The sequence below is a fragment of the Mesorhizobium sp. M6A.T.Cr.TU.014.01.1.1 genome (genome assembly GCF_004022765.1).
Taxonomy (GTDB): Bacteria; Pseudomonadota; Alphaproteobacteria; order Rhizobiales; family Rhizobiaceae; genus Mesorhizobium; species Mesorhizobium mediterraneum.
This window is the reverse complement of the sequence record NZ_RZPG01000024.1, coordinates 30232-50297: the sequence shown is the minus strand read 5'-3', so window position 1 is coordinate 50297 and position 20066 is coordinate 30232. Positions and strand designations below refer to the sequence as shown.

The window sequence follows — 20066 nt, the reverse complement described above, 5'->3', positions numbered from 1 at the left end:
AGAGCCGCGTCATTGAAATGACAAGAGGGTGGAGCTAGAGCAAGGCCAAAGGATTTTTCCGCCGATGACCAAACCGCAAAACCCCGTCCAGATGGCCGTGATCGGCGCCGCCCACGGCATCAAGGGCGAATTGCGCGTGAAAACCTTCACCGGTGACCCGTTGGCGCTGGCCGACTACGGGCCGCTCTATGCCAGGGACGGCCGCGCCTTTCAGATCGTCGACATCAGGCCGGCCAACACGGTCGTCGTGGTGCGCTTCAAGGGCATCAGCGACCGCAACGCTGCCGAGGCGCTTGCCGGCACGGAATTGTTCGTCGACCGCTCGATGCTGCCGGACGATGGCGAAGAGGACGAATTCTATCATGCCGATCTCGTCGGGCTGGCGGTCCGGGACGATACCGGTGCTGACATCGGCAAAGTCGTGGCCGTGCATAATTTCGGTGGCGGCGACATTCTCGATGTGATGCTTGGCGAGCGCAAAGGCGTGCTGATCCCGTTCACGCAGGCCGCCGTGCCTGACGTGTCTATCAAAGAGGGTTTCGTCCGAATCGATCCGGCGGCGGCGGGACTGGTCGAGGACGAAGACGGCGAGCCTCCCGGTGGCGACGGTTTCGACCCGAAGGGCAGGCCGCGCGGGCCGAAGGACGCCGGGGGCAACCGGTGAGCTTTTCCGCCTCGGTGCTGACGCTCTATCCGGAGATGTTTCCCGGCGCGCTCGGCCTGTCGCTGGCCGGCAGAGCGCTGGAGGCTGGCACGTGGGAGCTGGAAGCAATCCAGATCCGCGATTTCGCCAGCGACCGCCACCGCACCGTCGACGACACACCGGCCGGTGGCGGCGCCGGCATGGTGATGCGCGCCGACGTTTTGGCCAAGGCGATCGACCATGCCTCGCCACCGGGTGATCCACGGCCACGGCTGCTGATGAGTCCGCGTGGAAAACCGCTGACGCAGTCCCGCGTGCGCGAACTGGCCGCCGGGCCGGGCGTCGTCATCGTCTGCGGACGCTTCGAAGGCGTCGACCAGCGGGTGATCGACGCGCGTGGGCTCGAGGAGGTCTCGGTCGGCGACTTCATCCTGTCCGGCGGCGAGCCGGCAGCGCTCGTGCTGCTCGACGCCGTGGTGCGGCTGTTGCCCGGCGTGATGGGCAATGCGGTATCAGGCGATGAAGAGAGTTTTGAAAACGGCCTGCTCGAACATCCGCACTACACGCGCCCGCAGGAATTCGAAGGCCGGCAAATCCCCGAGGTTCTCACCTCGGGCAATCACAAGAAGATCGCCGCATGGCGGCGCGCTGAGTCGGAAAAGCTGACCAGGGAAAGGCGGCCTGACCTGTTAGCCGCTCAGCCCTTGGCAAAATAGTAAAAGGCCAGGAACACGCCGATCCCAACCACGAAGCCGCGCACGGCAATTTGCGGCACGCGCTTGGCGATCCAGACGCCGGCATAGCCGCCCAGCGCGCCGCCCGGTATCATGATGATCGCTTGCGGCCAGGCGATCACGCCGCCGGAGACGAAGACCAGGATGGCTATCGCCGCGATGACCACGGCCAGCATGTTCTTCAGCGCGTTCAGGCGGTGATAGTCGCCGGGCTGGGTGAGGCCGAGCGTTGCCAGCATCATGACGCCCATGCCGGCGCCGAAGAAACCGCCATAGACTGCGGTGGCGAATTGCGCCAGGGAGCCGACCAGCGAACCCACCGCGGCCTCATGCCCCGGCTTGGGTGCCGGCTTCAGCCACGGCCCAGCGGCGAATAGCGCAGTCGCCGCCAGCAGCAGCCATGGCACCAGGACGCGGAACGACGGATTGTCGAGCGCCAGAAGGATGAGTGCACCGGCCAGCGCGCCGAAAGCCGATATGAGGCCGAGCAGCAACGCCGTGCGCCAGAAATGCTTGATGTCGGACCAGTAGGCGAGCGTCGAGGTGATGTAGCCGGGAAACTGTGTCACCGACGAGGTCGCGTTGGCGACGATCGGCGGCAAGCCGACCAGCGTCATGGCGCCGAAGGTTACGAACGTCCCGCCGCCCGCTATCGCGTTGACGGCACCTGAGAGAAAGCCCGCGAAAAAGAGCAGGGCCGCATCGAGAACTGGCATGGGGGTATTGCCGCCGGAGGAAAGTCACGTTTTACCCGGCTTAAAAAGCTTGGGCCTTCGACGCAACCCCTGCTGAAAGATTGCATTGTCGGCCAACGACCAAAAAAGAACACGGCAAAGGCGTGACAAAGCGTCGAAATAGCTGTATGTGCCCGCCCGAACCGGAAGAAAAATCTGCCGGACCCGTCAACAATGGCGGTGTAGTCGCCCCTGCCCGATGTTCTCGCGAACGAAGGGCATAGCCGAGCGGTCAATGGAACTGCAAGGCGAGTGTCGGACGCTCTGACTGTCGGAAGAACAAGAAGTGGATTTTTACGATGGACATCCTCCGTCAGCTCGAGGCCGAACAGGCCGCCAAGATCGAAGCCAAGCGCAAGCTTCCCGAATTCCAGCCCGGCGATACCGTGCGCGTCCAGGTCCGCGTGACCGAAGGCACCCGTACCCGTGTCCAGGCCTATGAGGGCGTCGTCATCGCCCGCGCCGGCGCCGGTTTCCAGGAGAGCTTCACCGTTCGCAAGATTTCCTACGGCGAAGGCGTGGAGCGCGTGTTCCCGGTCTATTCGCCGATGGTCGAGGGCGTCGAGATCGTGCGCCGTGGCAAGGTGCGTCGCGCCAAGCTCTACTACTTGCGCGATCGCCGCGGCAAATCGGCCCGTATTTCGGAAAACACCGGCGTGCGCGCCCGCAAGCTGAACGATGAGGAGCGCGATGCGCTGAACGCCGAAAAGGCCCGCATCGAGGCCGAGAAGGTGGCCGCCGCGCAGGCGCTGGCCGCCGAGAAGGCCGCACAGGACGCCGCTGAGAAGAAGGCCGCCGACGAGGCCGCCAAGGCTGCGGAAGCGGCTGTCGCCGAATAAGTTTTTTCAACAACCGTGCTTCGGAAAGGCGGCTTCGGCCGCCTTTTTTGTCCCTGAGGTGACGCGCTGGACGGGGTTTGATCCGCAAGGCACGAATCGTTGCGCAAGCGCTCGGTTGGAAGCATTAGAATCCGTTTTAGCGCAAAGCGGCGCATCGGACCGGCTTGCAAGCCGCTAACGGAAAGCTAAAGTCGGCGCCGGGTTTTCCTGCAAGCCTCGACAATGTCGAGGCTGTTCAAGTTCTTGGGGTGTGTCATGACCAAATCGAAACTGCTGTTGGCCGGCCTGTTGGCTCTGATTCTCGCGCCCGTCGTCGCCCTGGCGCAGGCGCTGCCCGATCTCGGCGGCAAGAAGGTGGTGGTGGTGACGGAGAACGCCTATCCGCCGCTGCAGTTCATCGACGCCAAGACCGGCAAGCAGATCGGCTGGGAATATGACGCCATGAACGAGATCGCCAAGCGGCTGAATTTCCAGGTCGAGTATCAGAACACCTCCTGGGACGCGATGATCCAGGCGGTTTCCGACAACCAGTACAACATCGGCATGACCGGCATCACCATCAAAGATGACCGCAAGCAGAAGGTCGATTTCTCCGACCCTTATATGCGCTCGGAACAGTTCATGCTGGTGCGCGGCGATGAGAAGCGCTTCACCGACGCCAAGACCTTCGGCGCCTTCAAGGATGGGCTGATCGGCGCGCAGGCCGGCACCACGCCCTTCTACACCGCCGTCTACAGCGTGCTCGACGGCAATGAGCAGAACCCGCGCATCAAACTGTTCGAGACGTTCGGCGCGACGGTGCAGGCGCTGAAGACCGGCGACGTCGATGTCGTTTTGACCGACGGCACTGCCGGCAAGGGCTACGTCGAGGCGTCCAATGGCGGGCTGAAGCTGATCGGCGGACCGCTCGGCACCGAGGATTTCGGCTTTATTTTCCCGAAAGGCTCGGATCTGGTGAAGCCGGTCAATGCGGCGATCGCCGCACTGAAGGCCGACGGCACGCTCGACGCGCTCAACAAGAAATGGTTTCTTGATTACAAGATGGGGCAGTAGCTTCCATTGTTGCGCACGTTGGGTGATGCGCAGGAGTTCGCGCTGACTCCGCGCTCGTCCACCCCCCTCTGTCCTGCCGGACATCTCCCCCTCAAGGGGGGAGATTGGCAGCTTCGCTGGCCGCGCTTTTTCTCTAACGTTGGAGATTGGCGAAAGCAGAATGAACAGCCAATCTCCCCCCTTGAGGGGGAGATGTCCGGCAGGACAGAGGGGGGTGCCTTGGCACCATGCCTTCGCGATGTCTGCTTCACCGGCGTCGCCTGATGGCAACGCCCGCATCCTCCCCTTCCAAATCCGACTTTCCCTGGTGGCTTGCCGCGGCGATCGCGCTCGCCGTGGCCGCCGCCATCTTCATCGCCGCAAGCGACCTCTACGCCCAGGTTTTCGCGACCGTCGCCAAGGGCATCGGCATCACCGTCTTCGTCACCGTGGTCGCCTTCGCGCTAGCCTCCGCAATCGGGCTCGGCATTGCGCTGATGGGACTGTCGGGGTCGCGCTGGCTGCGCCAGATCGCTCGTTTCTATGTCGAGATCATCCGCGGCGTGCCGATTCTGGTGCTGTTGTTCTGGATCGCGTTTGCCGGTGCGCCGGCTTTCGTCGCGGCATGGAACGCGCTGACCGCGCCGCTGCAAAGCGCCGGCATCTTCGGCGAGCTGCTGGTGCGCGACGTGTCGCTGCTGTGGCGCGCCATCATGGCGCTGACCATCGGCTACTCGGCCTTCATCTCGGAGGTCTTCCGCGCCGGCATCCAGGCGGTCGAGAAGGGCCAAATCGAGGCGGCGAAGGCGCTGGGGCTGACGCGCACGCAGCGTTTCCGGCTGATCGTCTTTCCGCAGGCGATCCGCACCATCTTGCCGCCGCTCGGCAATGATTTCGTCGCCATGGTCAAGGATTCGTCGCTGGTCTCGGTGCTCGGCGTCGCCGACATCACCCAGATGGGCAAGATCTACGCCGCCGGCTCGTTTCGCTTCTTCGAAACCTATTCGATCGTCGCCTATATCTATCTCATCCTGACGGTTGGCCTGTCGCTGGCCTTGCGGGCGCTGGAGAAGCGGTTGCGCCGCCAGCATGAGGAATAGAAGGCAGGCGAAGACGGCGCTACGATTGACCTGCCCGGTTGCGGAGGAATTGATCCATGAACATCGACAAAGCCAATGCGGCGCTGGAGTCCGTCTATACGGCGGATACACCGGAAGCGCTGGCGCAAGCTTATGCCGCATGGGCTGCGACCTATGACAGCGAAACCGCCTCGCTCGGCTATCTCCTGCCGTTCCTGATCGCCGCCTGGGTGGCGCGCCATGTGCCATCGGGCGAGGGGCCGCTGCTCGACGCCGGCTGCGGCACGGGCCTGTCGGGACCGTCGCTCAAGGCGCTGGGCTATCAGGACATTGCCGGGCTCGACCTGTCGGAGGACATGCTGAAAATCGCCAGCAGCCGGCAGGCCTACAGCGAGTTGAAACAGGCGATGCTCGGCGGTCCGCTGCCTTGGCCCGACGGGTATTTCCGCGCCTTCTTTTCGACCGGCGTGTTCACCCTCAGCCACGCGCCGGCTTCCGGCCTGCATGAACTGGTGCGCATCACCCGCAAGGGCGGCCATGCCATCTTCACCGTTCGCGACCAGGTGTTCGAGAGCGGCGGCTTTCGTGACGTTTTTGCCGAGCTGGAGCAGGCGAAGAAATGGCGGCCGGTCGAAGAAAGCCCATGGTTCCGCTGCTATGCCATCGCCGAGCCCGAGGCGTTGGTGAAGACGTTTGTGTTTGAAGTGCTTTGAGGGGCGGCACTTTCCCTTCTCCCCCTGTGGGAGAAGGTGGCCGAGCGAAGCTCGGTCGGATGAGGGGTGTTCCAGCTTGGCAACGACAGCGATCCGTCCAGCACCCCTCAACCGTCTCGGCGCTGCGCGCCGATCCACCTTCTCCCACAAGGGGAGAAGGGGAAGCCGCGCCACACCCTACCAATTGCCGAAAACCCAAAACATTGATATGAGCCACGCCATGGAACAGCTTTTTGGCGATCCGGCCTACAAGGGCTTCGTGCTGCAGGATAGAAAACGCCTGCCGTCGCGATTCTCCGCGCGCGTTTCCGGCGCTCTGACCAGCCGACTTCGCTAGGCCGTGTTCGCCGGCTAGCCGGCGCTTGTCCTTCCCATTTTCATATCGACGGATTTACGCACATGAGCGCACCGCGCACCCTCTACGACAAGATATTCGACGACCATGTCGTCGACCGCCAGGACGACGGCACCTGCCTGCTCTATATCGACCGCCACCTCGTCCATGAAGTGACCAGCCCGCAAGCCTTCGAAGGCCTGCGCATGACCGGCAGAAAGGTTCGCCATCCTGAAAAGACGCTGGCCGTGGTCGACCACAATGTGTCGACCTCGCCCGAGCGCAAGTTCGGCATCAAGAACGAGGAAAGCCGCATCCAGGTCGAGGCGCTGGCCAAGAATGCCAAGGATTTTGGCGTCGAATATTATTCCGAAAAGGACATCCGCCAGGGCATCGTCCACATCATCGGCCCCGAGCAGGGCTTTACTCTGCCCGGCATGACCATCGTCTGCGGCGACAGCCACACCTCGACGCATGGCGCTTTCGGTGCTTTGGCGCATGGCATCGGCACCTCGGAAGTCGAGCATGTGCTGGCCACGCAGACGCTGATCCAGCGCAAGGCCAAGAACATGCTGGTGCGCGTCGACGGCGTGCTGCCGGAAGGCGTCACCGCCAAGGACATCATTTTGGCGATCATCGGCGAGATCGGCACTGCCGGCGGCACCGGCTATGTCATCGAATATGCCGGCGAGGCGATCCGGGCGCTGTCCATGGAAGGCCGCATGACCATCTGCAACATGTCGATCGAGGGCGGCGCCCGGGCCGGCCTGATCGCGCCCGACGAGACGACCTTCTCCTATGTCAAGGACAAGCCGCGCGCTCCCAAGGGCGAGGCGTGGGAGGCCGCGCTTGCCTACTGGAAGACGCTGCAGTCCGACGAAGGCGCGCATTTCGACAAGGTGGTCGTGCTCGACGCGGCGAAACTGCCGCCTATCGTCTCCTGGGGCTCTTCGCCCGAGGACGTCGTCTCGGTCCAGGGCATCGTGCCGAACCCCGACGATATCGCTGACGAGAACAAGCGCACCTCCAAGCAGCGCGCGCTCGATTATATGGGCCTGAAGCCGGGCACCAAGATCACTGACATTTCGCTCGACCGCGTCTTTATCGGCTCCTGCACCAACGGTCGCATCGAGGATCTGCGCGCCGTCGCCAAGGTGGTCGAGGGCAAAAAAGTCAGCCCGCATGTCGATGCGATGATCGTGCCGGGGTCCGGCCTGGTCAAGGAGCAAGCGGAGGCCGAAGGTCTCGACAAGATCTTTGTCGCCGCCGGCTTCGATTGGCGCGAGCCGGGCTGCTCGATGTGCCTTGCCATGAATGACGACCGCCTCAAGCCGCATGAGCGCTGCGCCTCGACCTCGAACCGCAATTTCGAGGGCCGCCAGGGCTTCAAGGGCCGCACCCATCTGGTGTCGCCGGCGATGGCGGCAGCGGCGGCGATCGCCGGCCATTTCGTCGACATCCGTGAGTGGAAATAGATTTCAGGCGTGAGTGGAAACAACGCAGGGCTGCCACAACCGTATATGAGTGCATGCCCGAACCGCGATGCGGTTCGGGTTTTCTTCACGCCGGGCGCCTTACGAACTCATGGAATTGCTCACGCCGGCCGGGTTGCTCCGCAGCGACTACGAGTGCCAGCTGACGTTCGTCGAAGAGCTTGAACCATTCGTCCCATTCGACCAGCTCGTAGCCGCCCGCATTGACCGGACGTTCGCCCAGATCCTGGTCCTGATAAGCGTGCTGGCCGAAGACCAGCCTCAGCATGGCTTGCGTTCCCGTTTCGGGCGACACGTCGACGATTGCCGGAAATCCGGCGCGCGCCGCGACCCATGAGCGAATTGCCTCGTGATCGGTCAGCATGATCGTATCGGCCATGAAAGCGTCTCCATCGATTGCTGCTGGAAAACGCCGATCGCGGTTTCAAGTTCCGCGCAGTTTCATGGACGACCCCGCGCATATTCGACTGCTTAACCGCTTGTTGGGGCTTCCGCTCTAGGGTCTTCCCTCACGGAAGCGTGGGGGTCACGGTCCTTTGGACACCGGTTTGCTGGTAGCGTTGCTCAATCCGACGATCGCGCTTGCGCTCGGCGCGGTGTTTCTCGTGCTGTGGTTCTACCAGCGCCACCGCCCCTATCTGGCCGTGCTCGCCGCCAGCTACTCGCTCTCGGCGGCCGGGTTCCTGTTGCAGTACTTCACCCTGCCCGTCGGCATGGCGCCGACCAAGCTGCTCTCCAATACATGCTTCACCTTTGCCGCCTGCTGCCTCTGCAGCGCGATCGTGGCGCGCTATGGGCGGCGCGTGCCCTATGTCGGGATCGGCGTTCTGGCGGGCGGCGGCCTGACCGCATTCTGCTGGTTCCTGTTCGTTCAGCCAGACCTCACTTGGCGGATCCTGGCGATGAATTTCGGCTTCGGCGGCCTCAGCCTGCTTGTGGCGGCCGAACTGCGCCCGGTGCGCGGCAGGGGTCCGACCGAAATGATCCTGTTCGTGCTGTCGCTGCTTTCCGGCCTGAATTTCTTCGTGCGGACACTGGCCGTCATCATCGCGCACGGACCCTTCACAAGCTATGACGGCTTTTACGCCTCGTCCTACTGGACGACGGCGTTGCTGTCGCATGCGCTGCTGTCGCTGCTCATCGCGCTTTGCCTGTTCTGCGCGGCGGCGCTCGATGTGATGAAGGCGCTGAAGGCCGAGGCGTATACCGATCCGCTGTCGGGCCTGCTCAACCGCCGCGGCTTCGAGGAGCGCGCCAGGCTTCTCCTGCTTCACTGCGCCACCGCCAAAATGCCGGTCGCGCTGGTGCTCGCCGACCTCGATCATTTCAAGGCGCTCAACGACCTTCACGGGCATGCGGCGGGCGATCGCGTGATCGCCGACTTCGCCGCCAAGCTTCTATCGGCTGCCGGCACGGGCGGCGTCGCCGGCCGTATCGGTGGCGAGGAGTTCGCCGTGCTTTTGCCGCTGAGCGACCTCGGCGCGGCAAGGCTGTTTGCCGAAGCCATTCGCACGCTCTATTCGGCGGGCAGCGTCGACGGGCTTCCGCCCGGCACACGAGTGACCGCGAGCTTCGGTGTGACGGCTCGCACCGGCGACGAAGGACTTGAGCCGCTGATGCGCCGCGCCGACGAGGCGCTCTACAAAGCCAAAAGGAATGGCCGCGACAGCGTGCGGCTATCTTATGAACGGTCGGCCTATGAACAGCCGGAATCGGTATCCGTCGTGGAACCGCTCAAAGCCGGCTGATTATACGCGCTTGGGCTCGCATTAACGTCTTTTTCGCCCGTCCGTGATTTGCTTTCGCAGGGAGTGCGAAAATCACATGGGCGGCGCAGGCTTCATCCTTGCAATCAACCTGTTCGTTGCCGGCCTGCTGGCCGCAGCCTTCATGACGATCGCGTTCTACGATGTAGGGCGTGTGTCGGCACGCTGGCTTGCCCTCGGCTATCTGCTCGGCATGGGCTATTACATCGTCGAATTCAGCATTCCGGTCTTCGACAATGCGCGACCTGCGGTCGTCACGGCTTTCGCCGTTTTCCTCGGCGCCACCATCGTCTTCAATGCTGGGCTCGCCCATAAATACGGCGTGGCGACGCCTTGGCGTCCGATGCTTCTCTTTCTGCTTGCGGCCACCGTCGCAGTGTATTTCGTGCAGGATCTGCCACGCCAGTCGCTCGCCCGCATGATGGCCTACCAGCTCCCCTATGCGGCCATGCAGTTCGTCGGCCTCGGCATCGTCTGGTCGTCCAGGCAAAAATGCGACCGGCTCGACCGTGTGCTCATGGCTGTGCTGGCGGCCAGCGCCCTGCAATTCGTGAGCAAGCCGTTCATCGCCCATGCTCTGGGTGGCTGGGGCGTCAATCCGCAGGCCTATATGCGGAGCGACTACGCTCTGGTGTCGCAATCGCTTGGCACTGTGTTCGCCATGGCAATCGCGCTTCTTGTTCTGATCATCCTGGTCCGCGATGTGCTCGCCGAGGCGACGTCGAAGTCGGAGACGGACACGCTTTCAAGGTTGTTCAACCGGGGCGGCTTCGAACGTCACGCGGAGCTCGCGATGCGCGACGCCGTGCGCAAGGGCGTTCCGGTCGCCCTGGTCATCGCCGACCTCGATCATTTCAAGAGCGTCAACGATAGTTTCGGCCATGCGTCCGGTGACCGGGTCATCGGGACCTTTGCTGGCTTCCTGCGTGACGCCGCCGCCGACCATCACGTCGCCGGCCGCATCGGCGGAGAAGAGTTCGCGATCATACTGCCGGGGACCAACCTCGCCGCTGCGCGGCTCCTCGCCGAAGGGACGCGCAGCGCTTTCGGTGCCTTGCCGATCGACTGCCTGCCGGCGGACCATCGCTGCACCGCCAGCTTCGGCGTTGCAGAGCTTCAACCGGGCGAGGGTTTCGCTGATCTCATGCGGCGTGCGGACGACGCGCTCTACCAGGCCAAGCGCGGCGGACGCGATCGCGTGAGTATCTCGTTAGGGCCAGCCCTGCAGACCCCGGTGGCAACGCCTGACAGAATCAGCGGCAGGGGCTGAGTTCGGGCATCTCGCCGTCGGAAAGGCCATACATGTAACTGCGGCCCTTCACGAAAACCGGCGGCCTGTAGCAGTCGCGGCTGCTGACGTCATCCGCTTCGTTTTCATAGATTTTGGGCTGGCCGGCGCCGGTGTAGTCCGACAGTTCCTTGGCCAGGTTGCCCTCGCCAACGAGGATGCGCTTGTAGCCGGCGGCGCTCTCGATGACCAGATTTCCGAAGGAATCGGCGTAGACGCGGTCGCGCGTCCCGGCGAGTGCCGGTGCTGCGAAGCCGATGGCCACCGCCATCAAGATGAGCGCCGAAAGGCGCGATCTGCCTGAGTTCGAACGCATGGCGTCCTCCATTTGTCAGAGGCGAACTTCCTCTGACTCGGAAATTAACCTTTTATTAACCTTTGTTAAGAGGCTAGCCCTGCTAGCCGTCAGGTCTCGGCAAACATGGTTAATATCCGGCGCCTGGGCGGCCGCGGTCATCTTTCGGCCATGCTTGCCCGCACCATCGCGCCCGGTGTCGGGTGATCTTGGCAAGCATCGCGGCTGGTTTGATGCGTAGGGAGACAGCATATGGCGTTACGCCGGACGTTTCGGGTGACGCTTGCCCTTTTTTCATTGCTGATCACTGCTGCCTGCGTGTCGCAGACCAATGCGCCGAAGGCCGGCACGACCGATTTGACGGCACCGCAGCCGCGCACCGCTACCTACAATTGCGCCGATGGCACCAGGATCACCATCGAAAACCTCGGCACATCGGTGCGCGTGCTTGGCCCAGACGGCGCCAGCGAGGACCTGCCTGCCTCGCCGGCCAATCAAAGCAGCCGCTTCGGCGAGGCGCATGACGCAATCGTGATCGACGGGCGCGATGCGCTGGTGATGAAGGGCGGTAAGACGCCGCTGACCTGTAAGCGTTAATCAGTTTACCGCACTGCAGCGAACATTGCGCCGGCTTTGGGTCGCGCCCTAATCGATTGAAGCAAAGACCGCCCCTTTTGTCAGACTAAATTACGTTTTCGAAACGGTTTTCTGGCTTTGACGCGGTGCAAAAAGAGCATTAGAAACCGGCTGTCCGAAGTCGCAACTGGAAGCGGTAACGCCGCATTTCCACCTGGGGCTCCAGAGACGCCGAACTGGGGGAGCCATGAGCAAATCACCAGCCACCCGCGAATTTGCCAGACGTGAACGGCCGCTTTCGCCGCATCTGACCGTCTACCGGCCGCCGATCACGATGACGATGTCGATCATCCATCGCATCACCGGCGGGGCGCTCTATTTCGGGACGCTGCTGGTCGCCCTGTGGCTGATGGCGGCGGCGAGCTCGCAATCCACCTTCGATGCCGTCAACTGGGCCTTCGGCTCGTGGCTGGGGCGGCTGGTGCTGTTCGGCTATACCTGGGCGCTGATGCACCACATGCTGGGCGGCGTGCGGCATCTGATCTGGGACACCGGGGCAGGTCTTGAAAAGGACACGGCCTCCAGGATCGCCTGGGCGACGCTGGCCGGCTCGATCGTGCTGACGCTGCTGATCTGGGTCGCCGGCTATATGGCGCGGGGAGCCTGATCGTGAGCCACCACAACACCGACATGCGCACGCCGCTGGCGAAGGTCCGCGGCCTCGGCTCCGCCCGCGAGGGCACGGAGCATTTCTGGCGCCAGCGCCTGACGGCGATCGCCAACATCCCGCTGATCCTGTTCTTCGTAGGCTTCCTGATCGCGTTGAACGGCGCCGGCTATGTGGAGGTGCGCGCCGCACTTGCCAACCCGTTCGTGGCGCTGGTCCTGGCCCTGGTGCTCTTGTCCGGGCTTTATCATATGCGGCTCGGCATGCAGGCGATCATCGAGGACTATGTCCATGGCGAGGGCATGAGGCTGGCGCTGCTCGCGCTCAACACATTCTTTCCCGTCGTGGTCGGCGTCGCCTCGATCTTCGCCCTGCTCAAACTGGCATTTGGAGGCTGAAATTTTGGCCAAGGACGCGAAAAACGCCAACACGGCGTCCGCCTATACCTATGTCGACCACAAGTTCGACGTGGTGGTCGTCGGCGCCGGCGGCGCCGGCCTGCGCGCCACGCTCGGCATGGCCGAACAGGGCCTGCGCACCGCCTGCATCACCAAGGTGTTCCCGACGCGATCGCATACGGTGGCAGCGCAGGGCGGCATCGCCGCCTCGCTCGCGAATATGGGCCCCGACAACTGGCAGTGGCATCTCTTCGATACGGTCAAGGGTTCGGATTGGCTCGGTGACACCGACGCACAGGAATACATGGTGCGCGAGGCGCCGGCGGCGGTCTACGAGCTTGAGCATTACGGCGTCCCCTTCAGCCGCACGGAGGACGGGAAAATCTACCAGCGGCCGTTTGGCGGCATGATGATGAATTTCGGCGAGGGGCCGCCGGTGCAGCGCACCTGTGCCGCCGCCGACCGCACCGGCCACGCCATGCTGCACACGCTCTACGGCCAGTCGCTGAAGCACAACGCGCAGTTCTTCATCGAGTATTTCGCGCTCGACCTGATCATGGAGCCGGACGGCACCTGCACCGGCGTCGTTGCCTGGAACCTCGACGACGGCACCATCCATCGGTTTTCGGCAAAAATGGTGGTGCTGGCGACCGGCGGCTATGGCCGCGCCTATTTCTCGGCGACCTCGGCGCATACCTGCACCGGCGACGGCGGCGGCATGGCAGCGCGGGCCGGGCTGGCGCTGCAGGACATGGAGTTCGTGCAGTTCCATCCGACCGGCATCTACGGCGCCGGCTGCCTGATCACCGAAGGCGCGCGCGGCGAGGGCGGCTATCTCGTCAACTCCGAGGGTGAGCGCTTCATGGAGCGCTATGCGCCATCGGCCAAGGACCTTGCCTCGCGCGACGTCGTCTCGCGCTGCATGACGCTGGAGATCCGCGAAGGCCGCGGCGTTGGACCGAAGAAGGACCATATTTTTCTCCATCTCGACCACCTTGATCCGGCCGTTTTGCATGAGAGACTTCCGGGTATTTCGGAATCGGCAAAAATCTTTGCCGGCGTCGACCTGACCAAGGAGCCGATCCCGGTGCTGCCGACGGTGCACTACAATATGGGCGGCGTGCCGACCAATTACTGGGGCGAGGTGCTCAACCCCACTGCCTTGAACCCGGACCAGGTGTCGCCCGGGCTGATGGCGGTCGGCGAGGCCGGCTGCGCCTCTGTCCATGGCGCCAACCGGCTGGGCTCGAACTCGCTGATCGATCTGGTGGTGTTCGGCCGCGCGGCGGCGATCCGGGCCGGCCAGGTTATCGACCGCAACGCGGCGATCCCGTCGCCCAACGAAGCCTCGGTCGAAAAGATCATGGATCGCTTCGACCGGCTGCGTCATGCCAACGGCTCGACGCCGACGGCGGTCTTGCGCGAAAAGATGCAGAAGGCGATGCAGGACGATGCGGCGGTGTTCCGCACGCAGGAATCGCTGGAAAGCGGCTGCAAGCGCATTTCGCAGATCTGGGGCGAGCTCAAGGACGTAAAAGTGTTCGACCGCTCGATGATCTGGAACTCCGACCTGGTCGAAACGCTGGAGCTGGAAAACCTGATGGCCAACGCCATCACCACTGTCTACGGCGCCGAAGCGCGCAAGGAGAGCCGTGGCGCACATGCGCGGGAGGACTTTTCGGCGCGCGACGACGCGAACTGGCGCAAGCATACGCTGGCCCGGCTCAGCGAGGCCGGCAAGGTGACGCTCACCTACCGGCCGGTGCACACTGATACGCTGCTCAAGGAAGCAGACGGCGGCATCAACCCGGCCAAGATCGCGCCGAAGGCCAGGGTGTATTGACGATGGCGCTGGCGGTCTCAGGATATTCCGGCACCCCCCTTCCGGCCAAGCTCGGCCTGAAGGACAGGATGACAGTCGCCTTTATCGCGCTGCCGGCGGAACTCGACGATCTGGCCGAAGCCGTCGACTTCGCCCACGTCGACCGGCTGCCGGACTGGTCGAAGATTTCAGGTGCCCAGAAATACGATGCCATCCATGCCTTCACCCGGCAGCGCGCCGAGATCGAGGGTTGCCTGAGCGATGTCGAGATGGCGATCAAGCGCGACGGCATGGTTTGGGTCTCCTGGCCGAAGAAGGCGTCGAAAGTGCCGACCGACGTCACCGAGGACGTCATCCGCGCCGAGGCGCTGAAGCTCGACCTTGTCGACGTCAAGGTCGCCGCCGTGAACGATATCTGGTCCGGGCTGAAGCTCGTCATCCGAAAGGGCCTGCGGTAATGGTCGAACTGACGCTTCCGAAAAACTCGAAGATCAAGGCCGGAAAAACCTGGCCGAAGCCGGAGGGCGCAACCAATCTGCGCGAATACCGCATCTACCGCTGGTCGCCGGACGATGACGAAAACCCGCGCATGGACACCTATTTCGTCGATATGGACGATTGCGGTCCGATGGTGCTCGACGCGCTGCTCTGGATCAAGAACAAGATCGACCCGACGCTGACCTTGCGCCGCTCCTGCCGCGAAGGCATTTGCGGCTCCTGCGCCATGAACATCGACGGCTCCAACACGCTCGCCTGCACCAAGGGCTGTGACGACATTTCCGGCGCGATCAAGGTCTATCCGCTGCCGCATATGCAGGTGGTCAAGGATCTGGTGCCGGACCTTACCAATTTCTACGCCCAGCACGCTTCGATCGAACCGTGGCTCAAGACGGTGTCGCCCGAGCCGGCCAAGGAATGGCTGCAGAGCCATGAGGACCGCGAAAAGCTCGACGGGCTCTACGAGTGCATCCTTTGCGCCTGCTGCTCGACCTCCTGTCCGAGCTACTGGTGGAACGGCGACCGCTATCTCGGGCCGGCAACACTGCTTCAGGCCTATCGCTGGCTGATCGATTCCCGGGACGAGGCCACGGGCGAACGGCTCGACAATCTCGAAGACCCGTTCCGGCTCTATCGCTGCCACACCATCATGAACTGCGCCCAGACCTGCCCCAAGGGGCTCAACCCGGCCAAGGCGATCGCCGAGATCAAGAAGATGATGGTGGAGAGAAGGGTGTAGCTGCGGATGGGTGCCGTCGAGATCGTGTCGTCTGTAGCGATCCTTCGCGCCCCCCTCTGTCCTGCCGGACATCTCCCCCACGAGGGGGGAGATCGGCCGTCACGCCGACTTTCGCCAATCATCAGCGTTGCAGAAGTGAGCAGAGCGCTGAAGCTGTCAATCTCCCCCCAAGTGGGGGAGATGTCCGGCAGGACAGAGGGGGGCGCTGTCCCGCCAGCTTCAAAAGGATAGCCGATCTATGACTGATTCTGACCTTCCCATCCTTTCTCCCGTCGAAGCGCGCGTGCTCGGTTGTCTGATCGAAAAGAAGGAGCTGACACCTGATATCTACCCGCTGACGCTCAATGCAGCACTTGCCGCTGCCAACCAGAAGACGGCGCGCGAGCCGGTGATGTCGGTCGAGCTTGGCGAAGTAAGACGAGCGCTTGGCCAACTGGAGCACAAGGGCCTGGTCAGGCAGGTCTTTGCCTCGCGCGTCGAGCGCCACGAACATATCGTCGCGCAGCGCTTTTCGCTGACCTCGGCGCAGATCGCGCTGCTTGGCCTGCTGTTGCTGCGCGGTCCGCAGACCGCTCATGAATTGCTGGCGCGGAGCGAGCGCATGGCGCGGTTACCCTCCATCGACGAGCTTCGCAGCAATCTCGACCTGTTGATCGGCCGCAAGCCGCCGCTCGTTCAGCAGATCGATCGTGGACCCGGCCAGCGTGAGGACCGCTATGTGCATCTCTTGAGCGGAGTGCCGCAGATTGCAGCCGTCGCCTCACGTCCGGCGCAATCAGCCACCTCGTCAGCCTCCGATCTCGAGGCGCGAATGCAAGCTCTCGAGGAGGAGGTCGCGACGCTGCGCGCACGCATCGACGCGCTGACTGGCGAAGGACAGTAGCGCAGTAGGCTCAATTGTGTTTCCAGATTGAATTTGCCCTCACACTTACCTTCGAGGCGTTGGCGCTGCCCCTCACCCGCCTGCCGGCGACCTCTCCCCGTATAGTGACGGGGAGAGGGACGCTCTGATCGACGGTTTCGCCACACAGTCAGCGTTGCAAGAAGGGCGCCGCGGCTGCGGCCCGCCTCTTTCTCCCCGTCACTATACGGGGAGAAATGCCCGGCAGGGCAATGAGGGGCGGAGCCGACGTCAACAATTGATGGTCTCCAACTCAAGCTGGAGGAGACGGTCACATGTGGGAAGCGGCCGCTCAGCCGAGCTTGGCGTCGAGCGACACGTTTATGGCGCCGAGCGCCTTCGATACCGGACACCCGGCCTTGGCCTGTTCGGCCAACTCCTTGAACTTGGCGGCATCGATGCCCGGCACCTTGCCGACCACCGTGAGAGCGCTGCCTGTGATCCCCGTGCCAGGAATCAGCGTCACCACCGCCTTGGCGTCGAGTTCGTCGGCGGGGGTGCCGTTCTCGGCCAGGAAGTGAGAGAACTGCATGGCGAAGCAGCCGGCATGCGCCGCCGCGATCAGCTCCTCCGGATTGGTGCCGGACTTGCCGCTCTCGTCCTCGAAACGTGCCTTGAACGAATAGGGCGTGCCCTTCAGGGTCCCGCTCTGGGTGTCGAGCGTGCCCTTGCCCTCCTTCAGATTGCCTTTCCAGACGGCGTTTGCGGTGCGGTCCATGAAATTCTCCTTGATTGTCCGGATTGCGCCGGCCCGGCGCCAGCGTTCTTCAAGACTATAGCGCGGGCGCGGGCGAAGACCACCGCGCTCTTTGCGCAGTCGCGCAAAATTGGCGGCGGCGGCTGAATTTTTCTTGAAAAAAAACACGTGCAAGAATGTCGACTTCCATCGGCCTCGACCGTCCTGCGGGCGGTCACGGATTTCGCGGCCGGATGGAGGTTCACATGGATGGCTTGTTTTTTGCACTGTGGAAGGGCTCGGGCCGCAAGCCCAAACGACGGGAAGATTACGGGCTACATCCGCCGCCTTCCGGTTTCGGCCGGCTTCTGGCGGCGGTTGCCATCATCGGGGTCGCGGCAAGCGTTCTCGATCACATGGCGGCACGCAAAGGCGCCGCTGACGCCGTGGCCGCATCCTATGGTTCGTCACCACAAGGGAGCTGGAAATGAAATATGTCCTGCTGGTCTACGGTGAGGAAAAAGACCTCTACGCGCTCACTCCGGAGGGATCGGCAAAGCTCGACGCCGATTCGCTGGCCTATGACAGGTCATTGGATCAGCAAGGCAGGCTGATCATCGCGCAGGCGCTGCAATCGGTGAAGACCTCAAAGACCGTGCGCCGGCGCAAGGGCAAGCGGCTGATCACCGATGGCCCTTTCGCCGAGACCAAGGAGCAATTGCTCGGCTTCGTCATGATCGAGGCCGGGGACATCGACGAGGCGCTGGAGATTGCCGGCGGCATTCCGCTGGCGGAAATCGGCACGATCGAGGTCAGGGCGATCTACGAGGTGCCGGGGTCCTAGACAACCATCTGCTCCCGGCGGTGCCGCCCTGACCCGGATTCTTCTGCGGGCGCAACTTTTGCGTGTTGAAGCGGGACAGCACTTCTCCTATCGTCGCTGCGGTTGGGGGATTTCTGCATGCCGTTCTTGATTGCTATCCTTGGCGTGTTGGGCGCGGCAGCATTCTGGTGGTACCGGATGAAGGCTATGAACGATGCGGCGCGCGAGGTCGCGGACGTCGTCGGGCGTGTGCAAGGGAACATTCGGCGCAAGAGACTGCGTAACCAGGCGGCGCTCTCACCGCTGACGGCGATCGACGATCCGGTCGTGGCGGCCGCGACGCTGATCACTGCCATCGTCTCCGAGAACGGCCCTGTCCTGCCGCAGCGCGAAGCTGCCATTCGATCGGTGATTTCGGAGATTGCGGACGAGAAGAAGACCGATGAGGCCGTGGTCTATGCCAAATGGGCGGCGTCACAGATCGACGATGCCACGATCGTCATCGACAAGCTGGCGCCATTTCTGCGCGAGCGCCTGGATGTGACTGAGCGAAACGATTTGCTGCAGATGATGAACCGCGCAGCGCAGGCTGGTGAGCAGCCCCTGCAGATATCCGATCAGCGGATGCTGCGGCTGCGCCAGAAGCTGGGCTTCGAAGTCAACTGAACGAAATTGCCTGATGCTCAATATGGTTTGCCGCCCCTTCCGGGCGCTAGATCGCCTCGCCCTTGAGCAGTTTCGGTGTGTCGCCGGACAGTCCGGACGCCTGGCGGATAAAGAAATCCTTCAGCCGCGGCATGCGTTCGACGAGGCCGAGGCCGACGTCGCGGACGGCGCGCAGCGGGCCGATGTCATTGGAAAACAGCCGGTTCAGGACATCGGTGGTGATGCCCATTTGCAGCGTGTCGAAGCGCCGCCACTGCTGGTAGCGTTCGAGAACGTCGAGCGCGCCAATATCCTGGCCGAGCCGGTCGGCCTCGACCACCACTTCAGCCAGTGCCGCCACGTCCTTGAAGCCGAGATTGAGGCCCTGGCCGGCGATTGGATGGATGCCATGGGCGGCGTCGCCGGCGAGCGCAATACGCGGCGCGACGAAGGCGCGGGCAAGCGTCAGGCCGAGCGGCCAAGCGCGTGGCTTGTCGGCGACATGGATTTCGCCGAGCTTTAGGCCAAAGCGCTGTTCCAGCTCATGCTCGAAGACGAGATCGTCGCCGGCGACCAGTTTTTCGGCATCTTCCGAGCGCTCGACCCAGACGATCGACGAGCGGTTGGTCCCGTCCTTGTCCGGCTTGAGCGGCAGCGTGGCGAAGGGGCCGGCTGGCAAAAAATGCTCCTCGGCGCGGCCACTGTGGGGCCGCTCATGCGCGACGGTGCAGACGATGCCGGACTGGCCATACTCCCATTTCACCGTCTTGATGCCGGCCATGTCGCGCAGCTTCGAGTTGACGCCGTCGGCAGCGATCAGAAGTCGCGCCTTCAGCGTCGCGCCGTCGGCAAGATGCACGGTGATACCGGCGCCGTTGACGTCGAAGGCACTGACTGCGACGCCTTCGATGATGTCGATGCCGAGTTTTTCAGCGCGCCGGCGCAAGGCGCCGTTCAAATCCCTGTTGGCGACCATATGCGCAAAGGCTTCGCCGGGTGCGACTTCGCCATCGAAGGTGAGAAACACCGGGCGCACCGGATCGGAAGTGCGCGAATCGGTGACGATCATTTCGGTGATCGCCTGCGCCTCCGGCGCGATTTCGGCCCAGACGCCGAGCTGGTCGAGCATGCGGCAAGCGGCAGCGGCGATGGCCGAGGCGCGGCCGTCCTTTTGCCAGACGCCGGCGGGCGCGGCGTCGACGACAGCGACGGCGAGGCTCGGCCGCGCCTGTTTCAACGACACGGCGGCGGCAAGGCCGACGTAGCCGGCGCCGGCAACCAGAATGTCGAGCGAAGTTCGGTTTTTTGCATCCGCCTTGCGGTCCACCATGGCAAATTCCTTTCCGGCCAAATTTCTTTCCGGCCTTGACT

The 20066-nt window shown here is 63.3% G+C and carries 24 protein-coding genes; 19 read left to right on the top strand and 5 right to left on the bottom strand.

Translation table 11 applies throughout. The features are described from left to right. Window positions 1-64 precede the first annotated feature (64 nt). Both rimM and trmD read left to right on the top strand, forming a co-directional pair. Entirely contained in the window at window positions 65-664 is a 600-nt protein-coding gene (gene rimM / locus EN885_RS24470) for a ribosome maturation factor RimM (RefSeq protein ID WP_095484901.1), read from the top strand. Further along, window positions 661-1359, top strand: a complete 699-nt coding sequence (gene trmD / locus EN885_RS24465; RefSeq protein ID WP_095484902.1) for a tRNA (guanosine(37)-N1)-methyltransferase TrmD — start codon at window positions 661-663, stop codon at window positions 1357-1359. Before rimM ends, trmD begins: the two co-directional genes overlap by 4 nt. Here the strand turns inward: trmD and EN885_RS24460 are convergent. Then, window positions 1341-2093, bottom strand: coding sequence for a sulfite exporter TauE/SafE family protein (locus tag EN885_RS24460; RefSeq protein ID WP_095484903.1), 753 nt, complete (start codon window positions 2091-2093; stop codon window positions 1341-1343). The genes trmD and EN885_RS24460 overlap by 19 nt on opposite strands. Window positions 2094-2410: 317 nt before the next feature. Between EN885_RS24460 and rplS the strand changes: the two genes are divergently transcribed. The 5 genes from rplS to leuC all read left to right on the top strand — a co-directional run bounded on the left by rplS (window position 2411) and on the right by leuC (window position 7583). After that, a complete protein-coding gene (rplS, locus tag EN885_RS24450) occupies window positions 2411-2950 on the top strand; it encodes a 50S ribosomal protein L19 (RefSeq protein WP_095484904.1) in 540 nt (179 codons plus the stop codon). Between the two features lie 255 nt (window positions 2951-3205). After that, window positions 3206-4003, top strand: coding sequence for a transporter substrate-binding domain-containing protein (locus tag EN885_RS24445; RefSeq protein WP_126104347.1), 798 nt, complete (start codon window positions 3206-3208; stop codon window positions 4001-4003). 263 nt (window positions 4004-4266) lie between these two features. Then, a complete protein-coding gene (locus EN885_RS24435) occupies window positions 4267-5082 on the top strand; it encodes an amino acid ABC transporter permease (RefSeq protein ID WP_128243992.1) in 816 nt (271 codons plus the stop codon). 56 nt (window positions 5083-5138) lie between these two features. Next, window positions 5139-5774, top strand: coding sequence for a class I SAM-dependent methyltransferase (locus EN885_RS24430; protein ID WP_095484907.1), 636 nt, complete (start codon window positions 5139-5141; stop codon window positions 5772-5774). Between the two features lie 399 nt (window positions 5775-6173). Further along, on the top strand, window positions 6174-7583 hold the full coding sequence (gene leuC / locus EN885_RS24415; protein ID WP_128243991.1) for a 3-isopropylmalate dehydratase large subunit: 1410 nt from the start codon (window positions 6174-6176) through the stop codon (window positions 7581-7583). An 85-nt stretch (window positions 7584-7668) separates the two neighbouring features. On the opposite strand, the gene EN885_RS24410 is transcribed toward leuC, so the two are convergent. Then, entirely contained in the window at window positions 7669-7980 is a 312-nt protein-coding gene (locus EN885_RS24410) for a hypothetical protein (protein ID WP_095484910.1), read from the bottom strand. Between the two features lie 157 nt (window positions 7981-8137). Between EN885_RS24410 and EN885_RS24405 the strand changes: the two genes are divergently transcribed. Then, window positions 8138-9349, top strand: a complete 1212-nt coding sequence (locus EN885_RS24405) for a GGDEF domain-containing protein (protein ID WP_128243990.1) — start codon at window positions 8138-8140, stop codon at window positions 9347-9349. A gap of 76 nt (window positions 9350-9425) precedes the next feature. Next, complete coding sequence (locus tag EN885_RS24400) at window positions 9426-10637, top strand: GGDEF domain-containing protein (RefSeq protein WP_128243989.1); 1212 nt, start codon at window positions 9426-9428, stop codon at window positions 10635-10637. Here EN885_RS24400 and EN885_RS24395 read toward each other — a convergent pair. Beyond that, a complete protein-coding gene (locus EN885_RS24395) occupies window positions 10621-10971 on the bottom strand; it encodes a hypothetical protein (protein ID WP_095485116.1) in 351 nt (116 codons plus the stop codon). The genes EN885_RS24400 and EN885_RS24395 overlap by 17 nt on opposite strands. Window positions 10972-11202: 231 nt before the next feature. Here EN885_RS24395 and EN885_RS24390 point away from each other — a divergent pair, with 231 nt between their 5' ends. The 7 genes from EN885_RS24390 (at window position 11203) to EN885_RS24355 (ending at window position 16533) form a co-directional block, all read left to right on the top strand. Further along, entirely contained in the window at window positions 11203-11547 is a 345-nt protein-coding gene (locus EN885_RS24390) for a hypothetical protein (protein ID WP_128243988.1), read from the top strand. Window positions 11548-11773: 226 nt separating this feature from the next. Continuing rightward, window positions 11774-12193 (top strand): succinate dehydrogenase, cytochrome b556 subunit, encoded by a 420-nt coding sequence (gene sdhC, locus EN885_RS24385; RefSeq protein ID WP_126104353.1) that lies wholly within the window; start codon window positions 11774-11776, stop codon window positions 12191-12193. Between the two features lie 2 nt (window positions 12194-12195). Continuing rightward, the gene (gene sdhD / locus EN885_RS24380) at window positions 12196-12591 is read left to right on the top strand and encodes a succinate dehydrogenase, hydrophobic membrane anchor protein (RefSeq protein ID WP_095484915.1); all 396 of its coding nucleotides are present in this window, start codon (window positions 12196-12198) and stop codon (window positions 12589-12591) included. A 4-nt stretch (window positions 12592-12595) separates the two neighbouring features. Beyond that, window positions 12596-14434, top strand: a complete 1839-nt coding sequence (sdhA, locus tag EN885_RS24375) for a succinate dehydrogenase flavoprotein subunit (RefSeq protein ID WP_128243987.1) — start codon at window positions 12596-12598, stop codon at window positions 14432-14434. 2 nt (window positions 14435-14436) lie between these two features. Further along, entirely contained in the window at window positions 14437-14871 is a 435-nt protein-coding gene (locus tag EN885_RS24370) for a DUF3052 family protein (protein WP_128243986.1), read from the top strand. Beyond that, on the top strand, window positions 14871-15650 hold the full coding sequence (locus tag EN885_RS24365; RefSeq protein WP_126104356.1) for a succinate dehydrogenase iron-sulfur subunit: 780 nt from the start codon (window positions 14871-14873) through the stop codon (window positions 15648-15650). The genes EN885_RS24370 and EN885_RS24365 overlap by 1 nt, the downstream gene beginning before the upstream one ends. Before the next feature lie 238 nt (window positions 15651-15888). Then, window positions 15889-16533 carry a DUF480 domain-containing protein gene (locus tag EN885_RS24355; protein WP_128243984.1) on the top strand — a complete coding sequence of 215 codons (645 nt, stop codon included), beginning with the start codon at window positions 15889-15891 and terminating at the stop codon, window positions 16531-16533. A gap of 310 nt (window positions 16534-16843) precedes the next feature. Here the strand turns inward: EN885_RS24355 and EN885_RS24345 are convergent, their stop codons facing one another. After that, on the bottom strand, window positions 16844-17269 hold the full coding sequence (locus tag EN885_RS24345; RefSeq protein ID WP_095485118.1) for an OsmC family protein: 426 nt from the start codon (window positions 17267-17269) through the stop codon (window positions 16844-16846). 224 nt (window positions 17270-17493) lie between these two features. On the opposite strand from EN885_RS24345, the gene EN885_RS24340 reads away from it, so the two are divergent. The 3 genes from EN885_RS24340 to EN885_RS24330 all read left to right on the top strand — a co-directional run bounded on the left by EN885_RS24340 (window position 17494) and on the right by EN885_RS24330 (window position 18716). Further along, entirely contained in the window at window positions 17494-17718 is a 225-nt protein-coding gene (locus EN885_RS24340) for a hypothetical protein (RefSeq protein ID WP_095485119.1), read from the top strand. Continuing rightward, entirely contained in the window at window positions 17715-18071 is a 357-nt protein-coding gene (locus tag EN885_RS24335) for a YciI family protein (protein WP_128243983.1), read from the top strand. The genes EN885_RS24340 and EN885_RS24335 overlap by 4 nt, the downstream gene beginning before the upstream one ends. 117 nt (window positions 18072-18188) lie before the next feature. Next, window positions 18189-18716, top strand: coding sequence for a hypothetical protein (locus EN885_RS24330; protein ID WP_095484919.1), 528 nt, complete (start codon window positions 18189-18191; stop codon window positions 18714-18716). A 46-nt stretch (window positions 18717-18762) separates the two neighbouring features. On the opposite strand, the gene EN885_RS24325 is transcribed toward EN885_RS24330, so the two are convergent. Next, window positions 18763-20025 carry a ubiquinone biosynthesis hydroxylase gene (locus EN885_RS24325; RefSeq protein WP_128243982.1) on the bottom strand — a complete coding sequence of 421 codons (1263 nt, stop codon included), beginning with the start codon at window positions 20023-20025 and terminating at the stop codon, window positions 18763-18765. Window positions 20026-20066: the final 41 nt, after the last annotated feature.